The 19,908-nt window shown below is 61.4% G+C and carries 22 protein-coding genes (1 of these 22 only partly in view); 9 read left to right on the forward strand and 13 right to left on the reverse strand.

Going from position 1 to position 19,908, the window contains the following annotated elements:
• Window positions 1-59: 59 nt before the first annotated feature.
• Window positions 60-503, forward strand: a complete 444-nt coding sequence (gene arfB, locus AC244Q_RS22320) for an alternative ribosome rescue aminoacyl-tRNA hydrolase ArfB (RefSeq protein WP_011649864.1) — start codon at window positions 60-62, stop codon at window positions 501-503.
• A 1-nt stretch (window position 504) separates the two neighbouring features.
• Window positions 505-1,116 (forward strand): alpha-ketoglutarate-dependent dioxygenase AlkB, encoded by a 612-nt coding sequence (locus AC244Q_RS22325; protein ID WP_128405984.1) that lies wholly within the window; start codon window positions 505-507, stop codon window positions 1,114-1,116.
• A 277-nt stretch (window positions 1,117-1,393) separates the two neighbouring features.
• Here AC244Q_RS22325 and coaA read toward each other — a convergent pair whose 3' ends face one another.
• From coaA to hisB, 9 genes are all read right to left on the reverse strand, one after another.
• Window positions 1,394-2,389 carry a type I pantothenate kinase gene (gene coaA / locus AC244Q_RS22330; RefSeq protein WP_012759574.1) on the reverse strand — a complete coding sequence of 332 codons (996 nt, stop codon included), beginning with the start codon at window positions 2,387-2,389 and terminating at the stop codon, window positions 1,394-1,396.
• Entirely contained in the window at window positions 2,386-2,709 is a 324-nt protein-coding gene (locus tag AC244Q_RS22335) for a phosphoribosyl-ATP diphosphatase (protein ID WP_113548345.1), read from the reverse strand. Before AC244Q_RS22335 ends, coaA begins: the two co-directional genes overlap by 4 nt.
• A 17-nt stretch (window positions 2,710-2,726) precedes the next feature.
• The gene (gene hisF / locus AC244Q_RS22340) at window positions 2,727-3,515 is read right to left on the reverse strand and encodes an imidazole glycerol phosphate synthase subunit HisF (protein WP_128405979.1); all 789 of its coding nucleotides are present in this window, start codon (window positions 3,513-3,515) and stop codon (window positions 2,727-2,729) included.
• On the reverse strand, window positions 3,516-4,262 hold the full coding sequence (gene hisA / locus AC244Q_RS22345) for a 1-(5-phosphoribosyl)-5-[(5-phosphoribosylamino)methylideneamino]imidazole-4-carboxamide isomerase (RefSeq protein WP_128405978.1): 747 nt from the start codon (window positions 4,260-4,262) through the stop codon (window positions 3,516-3,518). It lies immediately after the preceding gene.
• Window positions 4,263-4,268: 6 nt separating this feature from the next.
• Window positions 4,269-4,826 carry a hypothetical protein gene (locus tag AC244Q_RS22350; protein WP_128405977.1) on the reverse strand — a complete coding sequence of 186 codons (558 nt, stop codon included), beginning with the start codon at window positions 4,824-4,826 and terminating at the stop codon, window positions 4,269-4,271.
• Window positions 4,823-5,005, reverse strand: a complete 183-nt coding sequence (locus tag AC244Q_RS22355) for a hypothetical protein (RefSeq protein ID WP_012759579.1) — start codon at window positions 5,003-5,005, stop codon at window positions 4,823-4,825. Before AC244Q_RS22355 ends, AC244Q_RS22350 begins: the two co-directional genes overlap by 4 nt.
• A gap of 127 nt (window positions 5,006-5,132) precedes the next feature.
• On the reverse strand, window positions 5,133-5,783 hold the full coding sequence (hisH, locus tag AC244Q_RS22360) for an imidazole glycerol phosphate synthase subunit HisH (RefSeq protein ID WP_128405976.1): 651 nt from the start codon (window positions 5,781-5,783) through the stop codon (window positions 5,133-5,135).
• A 2-nt stretch (window positions 5,784-5,785) separates the two neighbouring features.
• Window positions 5,786-6,271 (reverse strand): DUF2628 domain-containing protein, encoded by a 486-nt coding sequence (locus AC244Q_RS22365; RefSeq protein ID WP_012759581.1) that lies wholly within the window; start codon window positions 6,269-6,271, stop codon window positions 5,786-5,788.
• A 22-nt stretch (window positions 6,272-6,293) separates the two neighbouring features.
• Window positions 6,294-6,902 (reverse strand): imidazoleglycerol-phosphate dehydratase HisB, encoded by a 609-nt coding sequence (gene hisB, locus AC244Q_RS22370; protein WP_003544176.1) that lies wholly within the window; start codon window positions 6,900-6,902, stop codon window positions 6,294-6,296.
• A 156-nt stretch (window positions 6,903-7,058) separates the two neighbouring features.
• Between hisB and hslV the strand changes: the two genes are divergently transcribed.
• The 6 genes from hslV to AC244Q_RS22400 all read left to right on the forward strand — a co-directional run bounded on the left by hslV (window position 7,059) and on the right by AC244Q_RS22400 (window position 14,244).
• On the forward strand, window positions 7,059-7,586 hold the full coding sequence (hslV, locus tag AC244Q_RS22375; protein WP_113548348.1) for an ATP-dependent protease subunit HslV: 528 nt from the start codon (window positions 7,059-7,061) through the stop codon (window positions 7,584-7,586).
• Window positions 7,573-8,085: a GNAT family N-acetyltransferase gene (locus AC244Q_RS22380; protein ID WP_128405975.1), complete on the forward strand. Its 513-nt coding sequence runs from the start codon at window positions 7,573-7,575 to the stop codon at window positions 8,083-8,085. Before hslV ends, AC244Q_RS22380 begins: the two co-directional genes overlap by 14 nt.
• Complete coding sequence (gene hslU, locus AC244Q_RS22385; protein ID WP_017995611.1) at window positions 8,082-9,389, forward strand: ATP-dependent protease ATPase subunit HslU; 1,308 nt, start codon at window positions 8,082-8,084, stop codon at window positions 9,387-9,389. Before AC244Q_RS22380 ends, hslU begins: the two co-directional genes overlap by 4 nt.
• 188 nt (window positions 9,390-9,577) lie before the next feature.
• Complete coding sequence (locus AC244Q_RS22390) at window positions 9,578-10,525, forward strand: DUF1402 family protein (protein ID WP_128405974.1); 948 nt, start codon at window positions 9,578-9,580, stop codon at window positions 10,523-10,525.
• A gap of 48 nt (window positions 10,526-10,573) precedes the next feature.
• Window positions 10,574-11,986: a cytochrome P450 gene (locus AC244Q_RS22395; protein WP_128405973.1), complete on the forward strand. Its 1,413-nt coding sequence runs from the start codon at window positions 10,574-10,576 to the stop codon at window positions 11,984-11,986.
• A gap of 86 nt (window positions 11,987-12,072) precedes the next feature.
• Window positions 12,073-14,244 carry a malate synthase G gene (locus AC244Q_RS22400; RefSeq protein WP_128405972.1) on the forward strand — a complete coding sequence of 724 codons (2,172 nt, stop codon included), beginning with the start codon at window positions 12,073-12,075 and terminating at the stop codon, window positions 14,242-14,244.
• Window positions 14,245-14,321: 77 nt separating this feature from the next.
• Here AC244Q_RS22400 and AC244Q_RS22405 read toward each other — a convergent pair whose 3' ends face one another.
• Window positions 14,322-15,005: a L,D-transpeptidase gene (locus AC244Q_RS22405; RefSeq protein WP_012759588.1), complete on the reverse strand. Its 684-nt coding sequence runs from the start codon at window positions 15,003-15,005 to the stop codon at window positions 14,322-14,324.
• 179 nt (window positions 15,006-15,184) lie between these two features.
• Here AC244Q_RS22405 and AC244Q_RS22410 point away from each other — a divergent pair, with 179 nt between their 5' ends.
• On the forward strand, window positions 15,185-15,679 hold the full coding sequence (locus tag AC244Q_RS22410; protein WP_012759589.1) for an MmcB family DNA repair protein: 495 nt from the start codon (window positions 15,185-15,187) through the stop codon (window positions 15,677-15,679).
• Window positions 15,680-15,702: 23 nt separating this feature from the next.
• Here the strand turns inward: AC244Q_RS22410 and AC244Q_RS22415 are convergent, their stop codons facing one another.
• The 3 genes from AC244Q_RS22415 to hrpB all read right to left on the reverse strand — a co-directional run.
• A complete protein-coding gene (locus AC244Q_RS22415; RefSeq protein WP_012759590.1) occupies window positions 15,703-16,281 on the reverse strand; it encodes an ActR/PrrA/RegA family redox response regulator transcription factor in 579 nt (192 codons plus the stop codon).
• A 67-nt stretch (window positions 16,282-16,348) separates the two neighbouring features.
• Window positions 16,349-17,677 (reverse strand): ActS/PrrB/RegB family redox-sensitive histidine kinase, encoded by a 1,329-nt coding sequence (locus AC244Q_RS22420; RefSeq protein ID WP_012759591.1) that lies wholly within the window; start codon window positions 17,675-17,677, stop codon window positions 16,349-16,351.
• Window positions 17,678-17,700: 23 nt separating this feature from the next.
• Window positions 17,701-19,908 carry the 3' portion of an ATP-dependent helicase HrpB gene (hrpB, locus tag AC244Q_RS22425; protein ID WP_113548353.1) on the reverse strand. It continues 258 nt past the right edge of the window, so 2,208 of the gene's 2,466 nt are visible here — the last part of the coding sequence; its start codon lies beyond the right edge, outside the window; it ends in the stop codon at window positions 17,701-17,703.

Genomic DNA, 19,908 nt, shown 5'->3' on the forward strand with positions numbered 1-19,908 from the left:
GGTTTTCCATGTCACAGCCGATATTTTCAATTCGCCCCCGATGTGAGATAGAACGCCGCATGGCCAGCGACGCACTCTATATCGATGACAGGATCACCATCGCCGGATGGGAACTGACGGAACAGTTCGTTCTGGCGGGCGGTCCCGGCGGGCAGAATGTCAACAAGGTCTCGACCGCTGTCCAGCTGTTCTTCAACATCGCGAATTCGCCGTCCCTCAATGATCGTGTCAAAACCAATGCGATCAAGCTCGCCGGTCGGCGGTTGTCGAAGGATGGCGTGCTGATGATCGAGGCGAGCCGGTTTCGCAGCCAGGACCGCAACCGCGAGGATGCGCGCGACCGGCTGAAGGAATTGATCCTCGAGGCCGCCAAGCCGCCGCCGCCGCCACGCAAGAAGACCAGGCCGACCAAGGGTTCGGTCGAACGCCGCCTGAAGGAAAAGTCCGGTCGCTCGGAAGTCAAGAAAATGCGCGGCCGCCCCGGCGGCGGCAGCGGTGAGTGATATGCAGGAGCTCTTGAGCGGCATCCGCCATCTCCCCGGTTACCTCGACCGAGCGCGTCAGGAAGCATTGGTCGAGGTGATCCGTACCGTCGTCGCCGAAGCGCCGCTTTATGTGCCCGCCATGCCCGGCACCGGTAAGCCGATGTCCGTGCGCATGACCAATTGCGGGCCGCTCGGCTGGGTGACGGACAAAGAGCGCGGCTATCGCTACCAGCCGACACCCCCGGCAACCGGCAGACCCTGGCCTGATATGCCGCAGCAATTGCTCGATATCTGGAATGACGTTTCGGGTTATGACAAGCCGCCGGAAGCCTGCCTCGTCAATTTCTACTCCGACGAAGCGCGCATGGGCTTGCATCAGGACAAGGACGAACAGGATCTCAAAGCCCCGGTCGTCTCGATCTCGCTGGGCAACAGCTGCCTCTTTCGCGTCGGCGGTGTCAGCCGCAATGATCGCACGCTATCTTTCAAGCTTTCGAGCGGTGACCTGGTCGTGCTGGGCGGCGAGGGGAGGCTGTGTTTCCACGGCGTCGACCGTATCCATCCGGCGACTTCGACGCTGCTGAAAAATGGCGGCCGCATCAATCTGACGCTCCGCCGCGTCAATCCCTAGAGCCTTTCCGGGTTAGATTGAAGCATTCTGCCGGAGCAGGTTTTCGTCAGGGCAAAGGCGATCGGCGACGGGGCATACCCCTTGGTACGTCCGAGCCGATCGCCTTTGTCCTGGCGTAAAGATGCCCGGCCCTTCGGGTTGGCTGAAACGGGCCGGCTGATCGATCGGCCGGCTTGGCCGTAGAGCCGGGCTACGACACGCGCCGGCCGGTCGACCATCCGACTCCGTTTGAGCCAACAGAATGCTTCAATCTAACCAGGAAAGGCTCTAGAGCCTGCTATAGTTTTCGCAGCGCAACCTGTTCGATCAGGTGATCCTTGCCCTTTTTCAGGATGAGATCGGCGCGCGGACGCGTCGGCAGAATGTTCTGGCGCAAGTTCTTCAGGTTGATGTTTGCCCAAAGATCCTCGGCGATATCAAGCGCTTCCGCGTCGCTGATCGAGGCATAGCGATGGAAATAGGAATTCGGATCGCGGAAGGCGGTCTCGCGCAGCCGCATGAAGCGCGTGACATACCAGTTATGGATCTCGTCTTCGGCGGCATCGATATAGATCGAGAAGTCGAAGAAGTCGGAGACCATCGGCACGATCCTGCCGCCGGCCGGCAAGTCGCGCGACTGCAGCACGTTGATGCCTTCGAAGATCAGGATGTCGGGCCGGTCGACGATCTTGTATTCGTCCGGCAGCACGTCGTAGACGAGGTGAGAATAGCTGGGCGCCTTCACATCCGGCCGCCCGGCCTTGATCGCCGAGAGGAAACGCAGGATCGCAGCCGTGTCGTAGCTTTCCGGAAAACCCTTGCGCTGCATCAGCTTTTCCCGCTGCAGCACGGCGTTGGGGTGGAGGAAACCGTCGGTGGTGACGAGATCGACCTTCGGGCTGGAAGGCCAGCGCCCCAAGAGCTCCTTGAGGATACGGGCGGTGGTCGATTTGCCCACAGCGACCGAGCCGGCGATGCCGATGACGAAGGGTGTCTTCGTCACATCAGACAGGCTGAGGAAGCGGTTGCGCTGTTCAAACAGCATCTGCGAGGATTCGACATGTGCCGAGAGCAGCCGCGACAGCGAAAGATAGATGCGCCGGACCTCGTCGAGATCAATCGGATCGCCCATCGAACGCAGCCGTTTGACCTCGTCGCTCGTCAGCGTCAACGGCGTATCGGCGCGGAATTTCGCCCATTGTTCGGAAGAGAAGAAGTGGTAGGGCGAATAGGATTCCGACTGGAAGTGATCCAATGTTTCCGGCACCCCGATAATCTCAGTCGCGATACTCATGAACTCTGCCGGCTGGCCTTTTCCTTGAGGCCGGACTGCGCGGTTCTGCGCTCGAGCTCGGCCATGACATTCTCTAACGGTATTTCAGCAATCTTCAATACGACCAATAGGTGATAGAGCACATCGGCGGCCTCGTAGGTCAGGTTGTCGCGGTCGCCGATCACCGCCGCCATCACGGCTTCGATCGCCTCTTCGCCGAGCTTCTTTGCCGCTTTCGGCTGGCCGGCAGCCACGAGCTTGGCTGTCCAGGATTGCTCCGGCGAGGCTTTCGATCGTTCTTCGACGATGCTCTCGAGATCGGAAAGGGAAAATCCGCTCATAGGTCTGCTTTCAAGGTTCAGTCGAGACGCATGTTGATGCCGCACTTCGACATATAGTGCTTCGCCTCGCCGACGGAATAGGTTCCGAAGTGGAAGATCGATGCGGCGAGGACGGCATTGGCATGCCCCTCCTTCACCCCGGCGACGAGATCGTCGAGATCGCCGACGCCGCCGGACGCGATGACCGGCACACGCACCGCATCGGCGATCGCCCGCGTCAGCTCCAGATCGTAGCCGACCTTGGTGCCATCGCGGTCCATCGAGGTGACCAAGAGCTCGCCGGCGCCGCGCGCCACCATTTTCTGGGCGAATTCGACGGCATCGATGCCGGTCGCGTTGCGGCCGCCATGGGTATAGATCTCCCAGGCGCTGAGATTGTCGCCGCCCACTGCCTGCGTGCGCCGGCGTTTGGCATCGATCGAAACAACGATGCACTGGTCGCCGAACTTGTCGGCTGCCTCAGTGACAAAGTCGGGATTGCTGACCGCCGCCGAATTGATCGAGACCTTGTCGGCACCGCACAGCAACAGCTTGCGGATATCGGCGATGGCGCGCACCCCGCCGCCGACCGTCAGCGGCATGAAGCATTGGTCTGCCGTGCGCGACACGACATCGAAGATCGTCTCGCGATTGTCCGAGGAAGCGGTGATGTCGAGGAAGCAGAGTTCGTCGGCGCCAGCCGCGTCATAAGCCTTCGCGGCTTCGACGGGATCGCCGGCATCGACGAGATTGAGAAAGTTGACGCCCTTGACGACACGGCCGTCCTTGACATCGAGGCAGGGAATGACACGGGCCTTGAGGGTCATTTATGCGGTCTCCTTGGTCCGGGCCGCCTTGATCAGCGCCAGCGCTTCCTTGGGATCGATACGGCCGTCATAAAGCGCACGGCCTGAAATCGCCCCTTCCAGCTTCCGGGCAACGGGCTCCAGCATGCGGCGGATATCGTCGAGAGAGGCAAGGCCGCCCGAGGCGATGACGGGAATGGAAACCGCGTCGGCAAGTTCCAGCGTCGACGTCCAGTTGATGCCGGCCAGGATGCCGTCACGGTCGATATCGGTGTAGATGATCGCGGCGACGCCGGCGCCCTCGAATTTCCTGGCGAGTTCAATGATACCGAGTTCGGAGGCCTCCGCCCAACCCTCGACGGCCACCTTGCCGCCCTTGGCATCGATGCCGACGGCGACATGACCAGGAAATTTCCGGCAGGCCTCGATGACCAGCGCCGGATTTCTGACCGCGACGGTGCCGAGGATGACGCGCCGCAGCCCGCGCGACAGCCAGGCCTCGATATGATCGAGCGTGCGAATGCCGCCACCGAGCTGCACCGGATTGTCCGTTGCCTTCAAGATCGCTTCGACGGCATCGCCATTGGCCGAATGTCCCGCAAAGGCGCCGTCGAGATCGACCACATGCAGCCATTCGAAACCCTGATCTTCGAAGGATCTCGCCTGGGCGGCCGGGTCGGTGTTGTAGACCGTCGCCTGCTGCATGTCGCCGAGCTTCAGGCGGACGCATTGGCCGCCTTTCAGGTCGATCGCGGGAAAAAGGATCATGTCGTCTTACGTCCGTAAACTGGTCGGTACCATCAGCGCATTCCACGCATCTACGATATCCGAGCGGAAAAAGACAGCGGCAATGGTAGCCGCGCCGAAGAGTAGAAGCAGCAGCAGGGTGACGGCAAAGCCGGCCCGGACCTGACGCCAGAAGCCCAGGCGCCTCTTGATCGATTTCTCGATGTTTCGCACCTGGCGCAACGCATCGCTGTTGACGGCGCTCAGCCGGATCTGCGGCTCCATCGCCTCGACATAGGTTTCGGCATAACTCGAAAGGATCTGCGAGGCGCGGTCGCGCAGCGTATTGCGCAGGTCGGTCGAGAGATAATTGCTGTTGACGGCAGCAAGCTCGGCCTCATCGGGCGAACGGCCGGCGTTCCGCTTGCGATGGCTGAGAACGAAATCGCGCTTTTGCCGCTCGTAGAGTGCGTAGGCGAGCAGGCCGATCAGATCGTCCTCACCTTCGATATAGAATTCCAGCACGGCCTCGGCGATGTCGCCGGCGCTGACGCCGTTTTGCCGCCGGCTCGGACCGTCGTTTGCGGGGAAAGATTCATGGATCATCGGTCCAGCCTTTCTTTCAGCGCCTTGGCTGCGTTGGAAAGCGCTTTCCTATGGATGGCTTCGTCGACGCGGCGGATGATCGTGCCGCCGGGAAGCTTGATATCGGTAAAGGGGGGCAAGCCTTCCCTGGAGGGCCGCAACGTGTAGAACACCTTGGCTGATTTCCGTGAAGCCGGCATCGAGCGCACTCCTGTTCCGCCATTTCCATACAAGGGAAATAAGGCGGCTGTATTAAAAGCCAGCCCTTGGAGCAATTCCAGCAAAACTGTGTAGCGGTTTTGTCTCCGGAATTGGGTGAACAATGCTCTACGGGTTCCAGCGCAGGAAATTGGCGATCAAGGCCAGGCCGAGCTTCTGGCTCTTTTCCGGGTGAAACTGTGCTCCGACCATGTTGTCGCGCCCGACGAAAGCGGTCATCGGACCGCCATAGTCGGCCGTCGCAATAACATCCTCGGCGTTTTCGGCGGCAAGATGGTAGGAATGCACGAAATAGGCATGCAGCCCGTGCGACCCCGTTGGAATTCCTTCGAAGAGCGGATGTTGGCGCTCCAGGTCGAGCGTGTTCCAGCCGATCTGCGGGATCTTGAGTGTCGGATCATCCGGCGTCATCTCGACGACGTTGCCGGGAATCCAGCCGAAACCGTGCGTCACGGCCTTCTCGAGGCCGCGCGAGGACATGAGCTGCATGCCGACGCAGATGCCGAGGAACGGCCGCGCCTTCTTCTCGACAGCCTCGATCAACACCTCGGCCATCCCAGGCACGGTATCGAGGCCGCGCCGGCAATCGGCATAGGCGCCGACACCGGGAAGCACGATACGATCGGCCGCGGCAACATCCTCCGCCCTGTCGGTAAGATCGATATGGGCATCGATGCCAGCTTCGTGGGCGGCACGCTCGAAAGCCTTGGTCGCCGAGCGCAGGTTACCGGAGCCATAGTCGATAATCGCGACACGCATCGTCAGCGTCCTCCATCAAAACCAAAGAGACCAAGCGATGTTGCATCGCCGTGCGGGCCCATCGGACGGGCCTTGTTCTGCCAGTCCGGTGCCGCGGCGTCGTCACTAGCGGCGATGACTGCCCGGTCCGAAAAATAGATCTGCTCGGCAACGCCGATCGTATCCGCGGCAATGAGCGAGTCTTCGTTCCAGCCCTTGGCAGCAAGGTTGCGGACACGGAAATTCTGGCCCTCGAGACCGACCAGAATATTCACGCCCAGCAGGATTGCCGTTCCCGCCGGCCCGAGGCCCGGTTCGTCCATCAGCGCACCGCCAATCCCCTGTAGCAGAAAGGCGGCGGCCGCATGCAGCCAAAGCCGATGCGCCAGCAGCCAGACCCATGGAAACAAGAAGCCGAGCAACGTGAAGCCATCACGGATGGTTCGCGTCTCATCGGCCGTCGCGTTCGCGCTGCCGGGCGCTGTCAGAAAGATATAGCTGGATGTCATTGCCGCCGCTCCCTTGAAGGGCTCAGACGAGCGTGCCCTTGGTCGAGGGAACACGGCCCGCCTGTCTCGGATCGATCTCTGTCGCCGTGCGCAGTGCACGCGCAACGGCCTTGAAGCATGTCTCGGCAATATGGTGATTGTTGGCGCCATAATGGTTGAGAATATGCAAGGTTATGCCGGCATTCTGGGCGAGCGCATGGAAGAACTCGCGAACGAGCTCGGTATCGAAAGTGCCGATCTTCGGAGCGCTGAAGGCGACATTCCAGACGAGGAACGGCCGGCCGGAAAGATCGACCGCAGCCTTGGTCATCGTCTCGTCCATGGCGAGATCGATCGAAGCGTAGCGGGTGATGCCACGCCGGTCGCCGAGTGCCTTGGAGATCGCCTGGCCGATGGCGATGCCGGTATCTTCGACCGTATGATGGTCGTCGATATGCAGGTCGCCCTTGGCATCGATCTCCATGTCGATGAGGGAATGTCGCGAAAGCTGGTCGAGCATGTGGTCGAAGAAGCCGACGCCCGTCGAGATCGTCGATTTGCCGGTGCCGTCGAGATTGACGGAAACGGAAATCGAGGTTTCGTTGGTCTTGCGGGAAACGCTGCCCGTGCGGCTTGCTGCGGTCTCGGCCATATGGCCCTCCATCGGGAATAAGGCCGTTCCTTATCAGGCGCATCGGGAAATATCCAGAAGCCGGGCAAGAGAAAAGCCGGCCCATTTGCAATCCGCTCCGGCCCACTTACATAGGGCTCAACAGGGCCGGCATGCGGCCCGGCAGACAGGTGTTTTATGACAACAATCATTACAGTTCGAAAAGGCGGCAAGGTGGTGATGGCGGGCGACGGCCAAGTGAGCCTCGGCCAGACCGTCATGAAGGGCAATGCCCGCAAGGTGCGCCGCATCGGCAAGGGCGAAGTCATCGCCGGTTTTGCCGGCGCCACCGCCGATGCCTTCACCTTGCTCGAAAGGCTCGAAAAGAAGCTGGAGCAATATCCTGGTCAGCTGATGCGCGCCGCCGTCGAGCTCGCCAAGGACTGGCGCACCGACAAATACCTGCGCAGTCTCGAAGCCATGATGCTCGTCGCCGACAAGTCGATCACGCTGGCGATCACCGGCAATGGTGACGTTCTGGAGCCGGAGCATGGCACGACGGCGATCGGTTCCGGCGGCAATTTTGCCCTCGCGGCCGCCCTCGCACTCATGGATACCGACAAATCAGCCGAGGAGATCGCCCGCCGCGCCCTCGATATCGCCGCCGACATCTGCGTCTACACGAACCACAACGTCGTGGTGGAATCGCTGGATGCTGAAGGCTGAACCCTATGCCTTCCGGCCGCTTGCCGCGGTTGACCTGCCGCTCCTCGCCAAATGGCTGGAAAGCCGGCATGTCAGGCGCTGGTGGAGCGATCCGGCCAAGGCGCTGGCTTCGATGGAAAAGCATATCGATGCGGTCTCCGTCTCGTGTTTCATCGTCACGCTGAATGGAAAGGACTTCGCCTTTATCCAGGCGGCCGATCTCGACGACGAGGACGATGAAGCGCTCGCCGGTCAGCCGAAGGGCACCTACGGCATCGACCAGTTCATCGGCATCGAGGAACTCGCGGGCAAGGGTCATGGACCGGCCTTTGTGATAGGGTTCTGCGATATGCTCTTTGCAAAGGGCGCGCAGCGGATCCTGGTCGATCCGCATCCTGACAATGCATTCGCAATCAGAGCCTATACCAAGGCGGGCTTTCAAGGACTTGGCGAAACAACGACGAAATACGGCCGGGCGCTGTTGATGGCCCTGGACCGCCAGGAGAATGATACACAATGACCACTTTTTCCCCCCGCGAGATTGTTTCCGAGCTCGATCGCTACATCATCGGCCAGCATGATGCCAAGCGCGCCGTTGCGATTGCGCTGCGCAATCGCTGGCGCCGCCAGCAGCTCGATCCGAGCCTGCGCGACGAGGTCATGCCGAAGAACATCCTGATGATTGGCCCGACCGGCGTCGGCAAGACGGAAATCTCCCGCCGCCTGGCAAAACTCGCCGGTGCGCCCTTCATCAAGGTGGAAGCCACCAAATTCACCGAAGTCGGCTATGTCGGCCGCGATGTCGAGCAGATCATCCGTGACCTGGTCGAGGTCGGCATCGGCCTGGTGCGCGAGAAGAAGCGGGCCGAGGTGCAGGCCAAGGCGCATGTGAGCGCCGAGGAGCGTGTTCTCGATGCGCTGGTCGGCACCACGGCATCGCCTGCCACGCGCGAAAACTTCCGAAAGAAGCTCCGGGACGGCGAGCTCGACGACAAGGAAATCGATATCGAGGTCGCCGATGCCGGTTCCGGCATGGGTGGCTTCGAAATTCCCGGCATGCCGGGCGCCAATATCGGCGTGCTGAACCTGTCGGAAATGTTCGGCAAGGCGATGGGCGGCCGCACCAAGAAGGTCCGCACCACAGTCAAGGCCTCCTATGGCGACTTGATCCTCGACGAATCCGACAAGCTGATCGACAACGAAGTGATCCAGCGCGAAGCCGTTCGCTCCACCGAGAATGACGGTATCGTCTTCCTCGACGAAATCGACAAGATCGCCGCCCGCGACGGTGGCATGGGCGCCGGGGTTTCACGCGAAGGCGTCCAGCGCGACCTCTTGCCGCTCGTCGAAGGCACGACGGTTTCGACCAAATACGGGCCGGTCAAGACGGACCATATCCTGTTCATCGCCTCCGGCGCCTTCCATGTCTCCAAGCCCTCGGATCTTCTGCCGGAACTGCAGGGCCGCCTGCCGATCCGTGTCGAATTGCGTGCGCTGAACAAGGATGATTTCCGCCGGATTCTGACCGAGACGGAAGCGAGCCTCATCCGCCAGTATCGCGCTCTGATGGAGACGGAAAGCCTGAGCCTCGAATTCACCGACGACGCAATCGACGCGCTTGCCGATGTCGCCGTGCACTTGAACTCCTCCGTCGAAAACATCGGCGCACGCCGTCTGCAGACGGTCATGGAGCGAGTGCTCGACGAAATTTCCTACAACGCACCGGATCGGGGCGGGACGGCCGTAACGATCGATGCCGCCTATGTGCGCGAACATGTCGGAGATCTCGCGCAGAATACCGATCTCTCGCGCTTCATTCTGTGATATCGGTGCACCGCTTCATGTCTTTCCCGGCATGAATGACGGATTGTAACGAACGCGACTCTCGACAACGGGCCTTTTACTTTCTAGTGAAGGCCCGTTTTGTTTTCTGCTCGGCTTTATTCGGCCAAGATTCTGGTCCAGGCAGCCGCATCACAAACAAGACGATGGAACGGACGGGATAACGGATCGTGCGACGCCTTTTGACAAGCCTTATGATTGCCGTTGCCCTGGTGAATTCGGCGCCTGCCTTCGCAATGCAGACGGTGCCGGCCGGCAATCGTCACGCCGAGCAGCCCGATATTCCGGGTGCTTCCATCAGGCGCACCAAGGGCACCAAGAGCAGCTTCGATCTGAAATACGAAAAGGTTCATGAGCTTCTGGCAACCGATCGCGAGCTGATGAGTAAGATCCGCAAGATCTCCAGCGCCTACGGCATCAATCCCATCCATGTCGTCGGCGCGATCGTCGGCGAACACACCTATAATGTCGACGCCTACGACCGGCTGCAGGCCTATTATGTCAAGGCTGCCTCCTACGCCGGAGAAAGCTTCCGCTTCGCCTATGACGGCGAAAACGTCGACGAATTCGTGGCGCGGCCGCAATTTGCCGAATGCAAAGGCAAGAGCGATTCCTACTTGCTCTGGTCCTGCCGCGAAGATGTCTGGGAAACCGATTTCCGCGGCAAGACGGTGGGTGGTACGAGCTTCCCCAACAACCGCTTCAGCGCAGTCTTCTTCCAGCCCTTCTATGCCGGTCAGACCTTCGGCCTCGGCCAGGTCAATCCGCTGACGGCGCTGATGCTCTCCGATCTCGTGACCCGCGTGTCGGGTTATCCGAAGCTGAATGAGAAGAATGCCGGCGCCGTCTACAAGGCCATCATGGATCCCGATATCTCGCTCGCCTTCGTCGCGGCCTCGGTCCGCAGGTCGATCGACGATTACAAGGAGATCGCCAGCATGGATATCTCGGGCAATCCCGGCCTGACGGCAACGCTTTATAATGTCGGCAATTCGCGCCAGCGCGCCGCAGCCCTTGCTGCGAAGAACCGCGGCGCCGGTACGACCATCTGGCCGGAAGAGAATTATTACGGCTGGCTGATCAACGACAAGCTGGACGAACTTAAGGGCCTGCTCTAGCTTCAAGCTTGCCGGGAAGGCCTAGATCTTCCCCGAAAGGCTTTTACGATGGACATGCGTCCGGACCCCTTCGTCCCGCCAGCACCGCTGCCGCGTACCGTGCCGCCGAGCCGGCTGGAAATCATTCGCATCATCCTGCGCAATCCGCTCGAGCTATGGGGCGAGCCGTCCTATACGCTGCCCTGGATCCGCACCAATTTCTTCGGCCAAAGGACGCTGATCGTCAATGATCCCGGCCTGATCAAGCACGTGCTTGTTGATAATGCCAATAATTACCGCATGTCGGATGTGCGCCAGCTCGTCCTGCGTCCGATCCTCCGCGACGGCCTTCTGACCGCCGAAGGTCCCGTCTGGAAAAGATCGCGCAAGGCGGTGGCGCCTATTTTCACGCCCCGCCATGCCCAAGGCTTCGCCGGGCAGATGCTGCGCCAGTCCGAAGACTATGCCCGCAAATATGAGGGCTCCGGCGAGGCAGGCGCAATTTTCGATATCAGCACCGATATGACCGAGCTGACCTTCGCGATTCTGGCTGACACATTGTTCTCCGGCGAAATCGTCACATCGAGCGGCCATTTCGCCGACGACGTCAATGAACTCCTGCATCGCATGGGCCGCGTCGATCCGATGGATCTGATGCGCGCACCCTCCTGGGTTCCACGTGTGACACGCATCGGCGGTCAGAAAGTGCTGGAGAAGTTCCGAGCCATCGTGCGCAACACGATGGATATGCGGCTTGCAAAGATGAAGGCAGACCGCAGCAGCGCGCCCGAGGATTTCCTGACCCTGCTCCTGGAGCAGGCCGGCCCCGACGGGCTGACCAGGGAAGAGATAGAAGACAATATCCTGACCTTCATCGGCGCGGGACATGAGACCACAGCCCGGGCATTGGCCTGGACGCTGTATTGCGTCTCGAACAGCCCGCATATCCGCGAGGCGATGGAAGAAGAAATCGACGCGGTGCTCGCCACTGGGGCCAAACCTGTGGAATGGCTGGATATGATGCCGCAGACGCGCGCCGCCTTCGAAGAGGCTTTACGCCTCTATCCGCCGGCGCCATCGATCAATCGCGCCGCTATATCGGATGATTCCTGGACAAGCCCCAAGGGCGAGCGGGTCGAGCTTGAGGCCGGTGTCACGGTGCTCGTCATGCCCTGGACGCTGCATCGCCACGAACTTCACTGGGACAGGCCGCGCGCCTATATGCCCGAACGCTTCCTGCCGGAAAATCGCGGCTCTATCGGCCGCTTTCAGTTCCTGCCTTTCGGCGCTGGCCCGCGTGTCTGCATCGGCGCAACCTTTGCACTTCAGGAGGCAGTGATCGCGCTTGCTGTCCTGATGCATCGTTATCGCTTCGATTCCACCGATCAGACCAACCCCTGGCCGGTGCAGAAGCTGACGACGCAGCCACAGAACGGATTGCCGATGCGCGTGACCCCGCGCATAATTTCCACGAAGGCATAAATCTTTCGAATTATTGCAGAATTGACTATGAATGAAAGCCGGGCAAAGTGGCAGCATTCAAAAGTCGTTGCCAGGGAGAATGTCGCATGAGCCGCGTTGATAAGAACGGTCTTGCCATCGAAACCGTCCTTCATGATTTCCTCGTCAAGGAGGTGCTGCCGGGCCTGGCGGTCGATGCGGACAAGTTCTTTGCCGATTTTTCGGCTGTAGTCCACGATCTCGCCCCGAAGAATCGTGCGCTGCTGGCAAAACGCGATGAGCTGCAAGTAAAGATCGACGACTGGTACCGCCGGCACGGCGCCCCGGCAGATATGGACGATTACCAGTCCTTCCTCCGCGACATCGGCTATCTCCTGCCGGAAGGATCGGACTTCCAGGTCTCGACCGAAAATGTCGATCCGGAGATCGCATCGATCGCCGGCCCGCAGCTCGTCGTTCCCGTCATGAATGCTCGCTATGCCCTGAATGCCGCCAATGCCCGCTGGGGTTCGCTCTATGATGCGCTCTACGGCACGGACGCCATTCCCGAGAGCGACGGCGCCGAAAAAGGCAAGGGCTACAATCCGAAACGCGGCGAGAAGGTCATCGCCTGGGTGCGCGATTTCCTCGATACATCAGCGCCGCTGCAGGACTGCCGGTGGAAGGACGTTGGCGGCTTCGCCGTCAGGGATGGAGCGCTCTCTGTCAGATCGATCGATGGCGAGCAGGCCATGCTGACGGATGGCAAGCATTTTGCCGGCTATCGCGGAGATCCCGCCGCCCCGACGCATATTCTCCTGAAGAACAACGGCATTCACATCGAAATCGTCATCGATGCGACGACGACGATCGGGAAAGCCGATCCGGCCGATATTTCCGATGTCTGGCTGGAATCGGCAATTACGACGATCATGGACTGCGAGGATTCGATTGCCGCTGTCGATGCCGAGGACAAGGTCGTGGTCTATCGCAACTGGCTCGGCCTGATGAAGGGCGACCTGCAGGAAGAGGTGGCAAAAGGCGGAACGAGCTTCATCCGCAGGCTCAACCCGGATCTGCAATATGCCGGCCCGGATGGTGCCGCCTTCGAGGTGCACCGCCGCTCGCTGATGCTGGTGCGCAATGTCGGCCACCTCATGACCAACCCGGCGATCCTCGACCGCGACGGTAACGAAGTGCCTGAAGGCATCATGGATGCTGTGATCACCGGCCTGATCGCGCTTTACGATATCGGCCCCTCCGGCCGGCGGAAGAATTCCCGCACCGGCTCCATGTATGTGGTCAAACCGAAGATGCATGGGCCGGAAGAGGTGGCCTTCGCCGTCGAAATCTTCTCGCGGGTCGAAGATGCGCTTGGCCTGCCGCGCAATGCCATCATGATGGGCATCATGGACGAGGAGCGCCGCACGACCGTCAACCTCAAGGAATGCATCCGTGCCGCCCGTGAGCGCGTCGTCTTCATCAATACCGGCTTCCTTGATCGCACCGGCGACGAGATCCACACGTCGATGGAAGCCGGCCCGATGATTCGCAAGGGCGACATGCGCCAGGCGGCGTGGATTTCCGCCTATGAAAACTGGAACGTCGACATCGGCCTCGAATGCGGCCTTGCCGGCCACGCCCAGATCGGCAAGGGCATGTGGGCGATGCCGGATCTGATGGCGGCGATGCTCGAACAGAAGATCACCCACCCGAAGGCCGGCGCCAACACCGCCTGGGTGCCGTCGCCGACGGCCGCAACCCTGCATGCCACCCATTACCACCGCGTCAATGTCGCCCGTGTCCAGCAGGGGCTGAAGGATCGCGCTCGCGCCAAGCTCTCCGACATTCTCTCCGTGCCGGTTGCGGTGCGGCCGAACTGGACGCCGGAGGAAATCCAGCGCGAACTCGACAACAATGCTCAAGGCATCCTCGGCTACGTCGTGCGCTGGGTTGATCAGGGCGTCGGCTGCTCGAAGGTGCCCGACATCAACAATGTCGGCCTGATGGAAGATCGCGCGACGCTGCGCATTTCGGCCCAGCATATGGCGAACTGGTTGCATCACAAGGTCGTCACCGAAGCTCAGATCGTCGAGACGATGAAACGCATGGCCGCCGTCGTCGACGGTCAGAATGCGTCGGATACCGCCTATCAGCCGATGGCCGACAATTTCGACGACTCGATCGCCTTCCAGGCTGCCCTCGATCTCGTCCTCAAGGGTAGGGAACAGCCGAACGGCTACACCGAGCCGGTGCTTCACCGCCGCCGCCGCGAGCTCAAGGCGAAACAGGCCGCGTGACGCTTGCCGGAGAATGCGAAAAGGCCGCCGGAACGACAGTTCCGGCGGCCTTTTTTATACCGAATTCGGCAATTAGCTTATTGAATGACGACGACCTTGGACGTGCCCTTGCCGGGACGAACGCGGCTGTAGAGATCGATGACGTCCTGGTTCATCAGGCGAATGCAGCCCGAGGAAGCGGCGGTGCCGATGGAGGCCCATTCCGGCGTGCCGTGCAGGCGGAAGAGCGTGTCTTTACCGTCCTCGTTGAAGAGATACATGGCGCGCGCGCCGAGCGGATTGGTCAGCCCCGGACCCATGCCGTCCTCGACGTACTTGGCGAGATCAGGACGGCGGACGGCCATTTCCTTCGGCGGGTGCCAGTTCGGCCATTCCTGCTTCCAGGCGACGTAGGCGGTGCCGGCCCATGCGAAGCCCTGCTTGCCGACGCCGATGCCGTAGCGCATCGCCTTGCCGTTGGCCAGGATGTAATAGAGGAAGCGCTCGCGCGTGTTGACGATGATCGTACCGGGGCGCTCGGTGGTCTGGTAGCTGACGACCTGACGGCGGAACTGCGGCTTGACCCTGTCGATCGGGATCGCCGGCAGGGAGTATCCGGCATCCTTCGTCACGCCGTAGGCGTCATTGAAGATCTGTGCTGTCTGTACCGTCGGGCCTGCGCCCTTGTCGTCGACGGATGCGCTGTCTGATGTCGTAGAGCAACCGGCCAGAGCGAGCGTCGCCAGCAGGCCAAATACAGGGAATGCATTGCAGATGCGCATGGATGACTCTTGAAGTTTTGGGGCAAGGAGAACGGTCTTTCGACCATCGTTGATTATGGTTTATTTTCGATTAACTTGCGCTTTGCAAGGCTACTGCAGCGCGACAAATCCGTCTGCCGCGCAAATTAGAAGCGCATGGTTTTTTTGCAACAACACGCCAGCCCCTCTGATGGTTATCCATGACGATTTTGAGCGTTTACAATAACAATCCGTTAATCGATGGCCGGCAATCGGACAGGGCCATGATGGTGCGGCGTGGAACGCAGATATTGCTGCATGAAATGCGCCACGCCGTGCTGCCCGAACTGCCGCTGGCCAGCGGCCGCCGCGCCGATCTGATCACTCTTTCGGAAAAAGGCGAGGTCTGGATCATCGAAATCAAGACCTCGATCGAGGATTTCAGGGTGGATCGCAAATGGCCGGAATACAGGCTGCATTGCGACCGCCTGTTCTTTGCGACTCACCAGGATGTGCCGCTGGAGATCTTTCCCGAGGAATGCGGACTGTTCCTGTCGGATGGTTATGGCGCCCATATGATTCGCGAGGCGCCGGAACACCGCATGGCGCCGGCCACGCGCAAATCCGTCACGCTCAACTTCTCGCGTGCTGCCGCGCAAAGGCTGATGATGGCCGAATGGGCGAACGGAAAACCGTTCACTGTGGACGACGTCTAATTATAAGCGCGCGAGGTGCGCGTCTATTTCGGCGCGCGTTTGGCAAGGATACGCTGCAGCGTCCGCCGGTGCATATTGAGCCGGCGCGCCGTTTCGGAAACATTGCGCTCGCACATTTCATAGACTCGCTGGATGTGCTCCCAGCGCACCCGGTCGGCCGACATCGGATTTTCGGGAAGCTCAGCCTTTTCACCCGGCCGCTGTGTCAGCGCCGAAAACACATCGTCGGCATCCGCAGGTTTTGCAAGATAATCGACGGCGCCGAGCTTCACGGCCGTGACCGCCGTTGCGATATTGCCGTAGCCGGTCAGCACGATGATCCTGGTGTCGTCGCGCCGCTGGCGGATCGCCTCGATGACGTCGAGCCCATTGCCGTCGCCGAGCCGAAGGTCGACCACCGCATATTTCGGCGGCCTGCCTCTCGATTTCGCAACGCCCTCCGCTACTGATTCGGCCGTCTCCACTTGGAAGCCGCGCGTCTCCATCGCCCGTGCCAGGCGGCGCAGGAACGGCCCGTCGTCATCGACGATCAGCAGGCTGGCGTCGGGACCGATATGATCCTCGTCCGACGCGGTGAAATTGTCATGATTCTGTTCTGTCATCGTCTCGGCCCCGGCGGTTGAACGCCCGATCTGCGTCAACCGCTATATCCTGTTTATGCCGACAAAGTCATTTTGTCGAATTTGCGTCGATCAGCATGCGTGGCCATTCGATTCGGATGCGCGCGCCCGCACTTTCCGGATCGCGGTTCTCGAAAATCAGCGATGCGCCGGAGCGCTCCAGCAGCGTCTTGGCGATGAACAGCCCGAGCCCGAGGCCGCCGGCCGTATCCTCTTTCTGCCGCTTCGTCACATAGGGCTCGCCGATCCGCGTCAGAATGTCAGGCGCATAACCGTTGCCATCGTCCTCGATGACGATCAGGACTTTGTCGTGATCGTGCTCGACAGTCACGATCACTTTCTCCCGCGCATAATCGACGGCGTTTTCGATCAGGTTGCCGAGCCCGTACATGATGCCGGCATTGCGGTCGGTGACCGGCTCACCCTTGCGCGGGCTCTTTTCGATGAGCTCGAGAGCGATACCGAATTCTCGGTGCGGGGCGACGATCTCCTCGATCATCGACGAAAGCGGCAGCCGGCGCATATGTGCCTCGCCTTCGGAGGAAAGCGTCGTCAGCCGCCGCAGGATGTCGCGGCAGCGTTCGCTCTGGCTGCGCAACAGCATGACGTCCTCGCGGAAACGATCGTCATCCTTGAGTTCCCGCTCCATTTCCTTGGCGACGACGCTGATCGTCGCAAGCGGCGTACCGAGCTCATGGGCGGCCGCGGCCGCCAGCCCATCGAGTTGCGACAGATGTTTTTCCCGCTGCAGCACCAGTTCGGTCGCAGCCAGCGCATCGGCAAGCTGGCTCGCTTCCATCGAGACCCGATAGGCATAGAAGGCGGCGAATGCCATGGTCGAGGCGATCGAGCACCAGACACCGAACTGCATGACGTTGTGGACATTGATTTCGACCCCGTCGAACCAGGGCAGCGGGAAGGGCGAAAAGGCAAGCACCGTGATGCAGACCATCGCAAAGCCGATCAGCGCGGTGCTGTAGCGGATCGGCTGCGAGGCAAAGGAAATGATAACGGGCACGCAGACGAGCGCTGCGAAAGGATTGGCAAGGCCGCCGGTGATGAACAGCAGCGCGCAGAGCTGCAAAAGGTCGAAGCCGAGCAGGGCAAAGGCGGCTGGCGGTTCCAGCCGATGCGTCGGTGGATAGCGGATCGTCAGGTAAAAATTCACCCAGGCAAGGGCGGCGATCAGCGAAGAGCTGGCAATCAGCGGCAGGGGAAAGTTCAGCCAGAAGGCAACGATGAAAACCGTCAGCGCCTGTCCGCCGACGGCAAGCCAGCGCAGCCGCACCAATGTCTGCAGGCGCAGCCTGCGGCTGTTGTGCCGGTCCTCCAGTGTATAGCCTTCCGTGTTGTCGATCATGCCAGGCTTGTCGATCATGCCGAGGGCTCCTTGAACGGCCCTCATGTACCACGCGGTTTTGCCCGTGTCGTCGGCAACGCATCCTCCGGCCGCTCCGGCCAGGGATGCCGGGGATAGCGCCCGCGCATATCAGCACGCACATCCCTCCACGAGCCGGCCCAGAAGCCCGGCAGGTCGCGTGTCGTCTGGATCGGCCGGTGCGCCGGCGAGGTGAGCTCGAGCAGCAGCGGCAGGCGGCCACCGGCAATGGCAGGATGCTGCCTCAGTCCAAACAGCTCCTGTACGCGGATCGTCAGCACCGGCTCCTCGCCCTCATACTGGATCGGATGCCTTTGGCCGGTCGGCGCTTCGAAATGGGTTGGCGCAAGCCGGCTAAGGTCGCGTTGCAGCTCATGCGGCACCAGAGACATCAGCCCGTTCGAAAGCCCGGCTGCGGAAATCTCGGAAAGGCCGCGGGCCTCGGTCTGAAAGGGTGCGAACCACTCGTCCAACCGGGAAAGCAGGGCATCATCGCCGACATCGGGCCAGGGCTCGCCGATCGTCCGGTGAAGGAATCCAATCCGCTCGCGAAGCTGCATGGCCTCCTTCGAGAAGGCAAGCTGATCGAGCCCGAGTTCGCGTACCCCGTCCACCAGCGCCTGGGTGACTGCTGCCCCGGACGGGCGCGGCAAAGGCGTCTCTTCGAAGACAATCGCACCGAGCCGGGTTGCCCGCCGCGCCCGGATTTGTCGGCTCTGCCGGTCGAAGAATATCTGGTCGCCGGTTTTGATCTCACCGGGCAACTCAGCTTCGATGTCGCCGCGCGTCACCTCTGCTGCCGCCAGAACCCGCGCCTGCGCCGCCCGTCCGGTCAGGTCGGCAATCACCAACATCTGGCTGCCGGCCAGCCTCTCGGTTTCCGGCAGCTCCGCTCCGCGGCCGTTCGCCATCACGAATCGACCGCGCCCGCCACGCTGAAGCGCGATTCGATCCGGGAACGCATGCAGCAGCAGTTGGCCGGCAAGCGCCGGCGCCGCTGAGGCAACGTTGTCGAGGCCGCTCGCCAGCCGTCCCGCCAGCCGCCGCGAGGCCTGCGCTCTCTCGGCCCGCTCGGCCTTGAAGCGTCGCAGCCGCTCCTCGATATCGACACTCGTTCCGCCAAGCCCCTGTTCGGTGAGAAGCACGGCGATCATCGCCGCATCCCGAGCGTGTCCCGCTTCTCCCGCCGAGACGACCATGGCGGCAAGCCGCGGCGGCAAGGCGAGATCGCGCATCACCTTGCCGCGGGCTGTCAGCGCTCCGTCCTTGTCGAGGGCGCCGAGCTGGCCAAGCAGAACCCGCGCCTCCTTCAGCGTCGTTTCCGGTGGTTGATCGACGAAGGCAAGCGATGCCGGATCTTGAACGCCCCAATGCGCGAGGTCGAGCACCAGCCCGGAGAGATCGCTGGAAAGGATCTGCGGCGGTGTGAAGGCCGGCAATGCCGCCGTCTGTCCCTGGTGCCACAGCCTGACGGCGATGCCCGGCTCCGTTCGTGCGGCGCGGCCCGCCCGCTGATCGGCGGAAGCCCGCGACACGCGCACCGTCTCCAGCCGTGTGATGCCGGTCGACGCCTCGAACACCGGCAGACGCTGCAGCCCGCTGTCGATCACGATCCTGACGCCATCGATGGTGATCGACGTTTCGGCGATCGACGTCGCAAGCACAATTTTTCGCGTCCCCTGGGATGCCGGCCGGATCGCCGCATCCTGCTCCTTCTGGCTGAGATTGCCGTAGAGCGGCGCAATCAGCGTCTCGGCTCCGAATCGCCCCTGCAAGCGTTCCACGGTCCGGGTGATTTCCGCCTGGCCGGGCAGGAAGGCGAGGATCGAGCCGGTCTCATTGGCATGGGCATCGAGTATCGTCCGCGTGACCGCATCCTCGATGCGTTCGCCGCCCGGCCGATCCTGGTAACGGATATCGATCGGAAAGCTGCGCCCCAGGCTTTCGATGACAGGTGGGTGGTCGAGCAGCGCGGCCACGCGTTCGACGTCGAGGGTCGCAGACATCACGAGGATACGCAGATCCTCGCGCAGCGCCGACTGGACGTCGAGTGCCAAAGCGAGTCCGAAGTCTGCGTCCAGCGAACGCTCGTGGAACTCGTCGAAGATCACCACCGAGACACCGGTCAGTTCCGGATCGTCGAGGATCATCCGGGCAAAAACCCCTTCGGTCACCACCTCGATGCGTGTCGCGGCCGATATCCTGTTGTCGAGGCGCATGCGGTAACCGAC

The organism is Rhizobium sp. CB2179, from assembly GCF_057653455.1.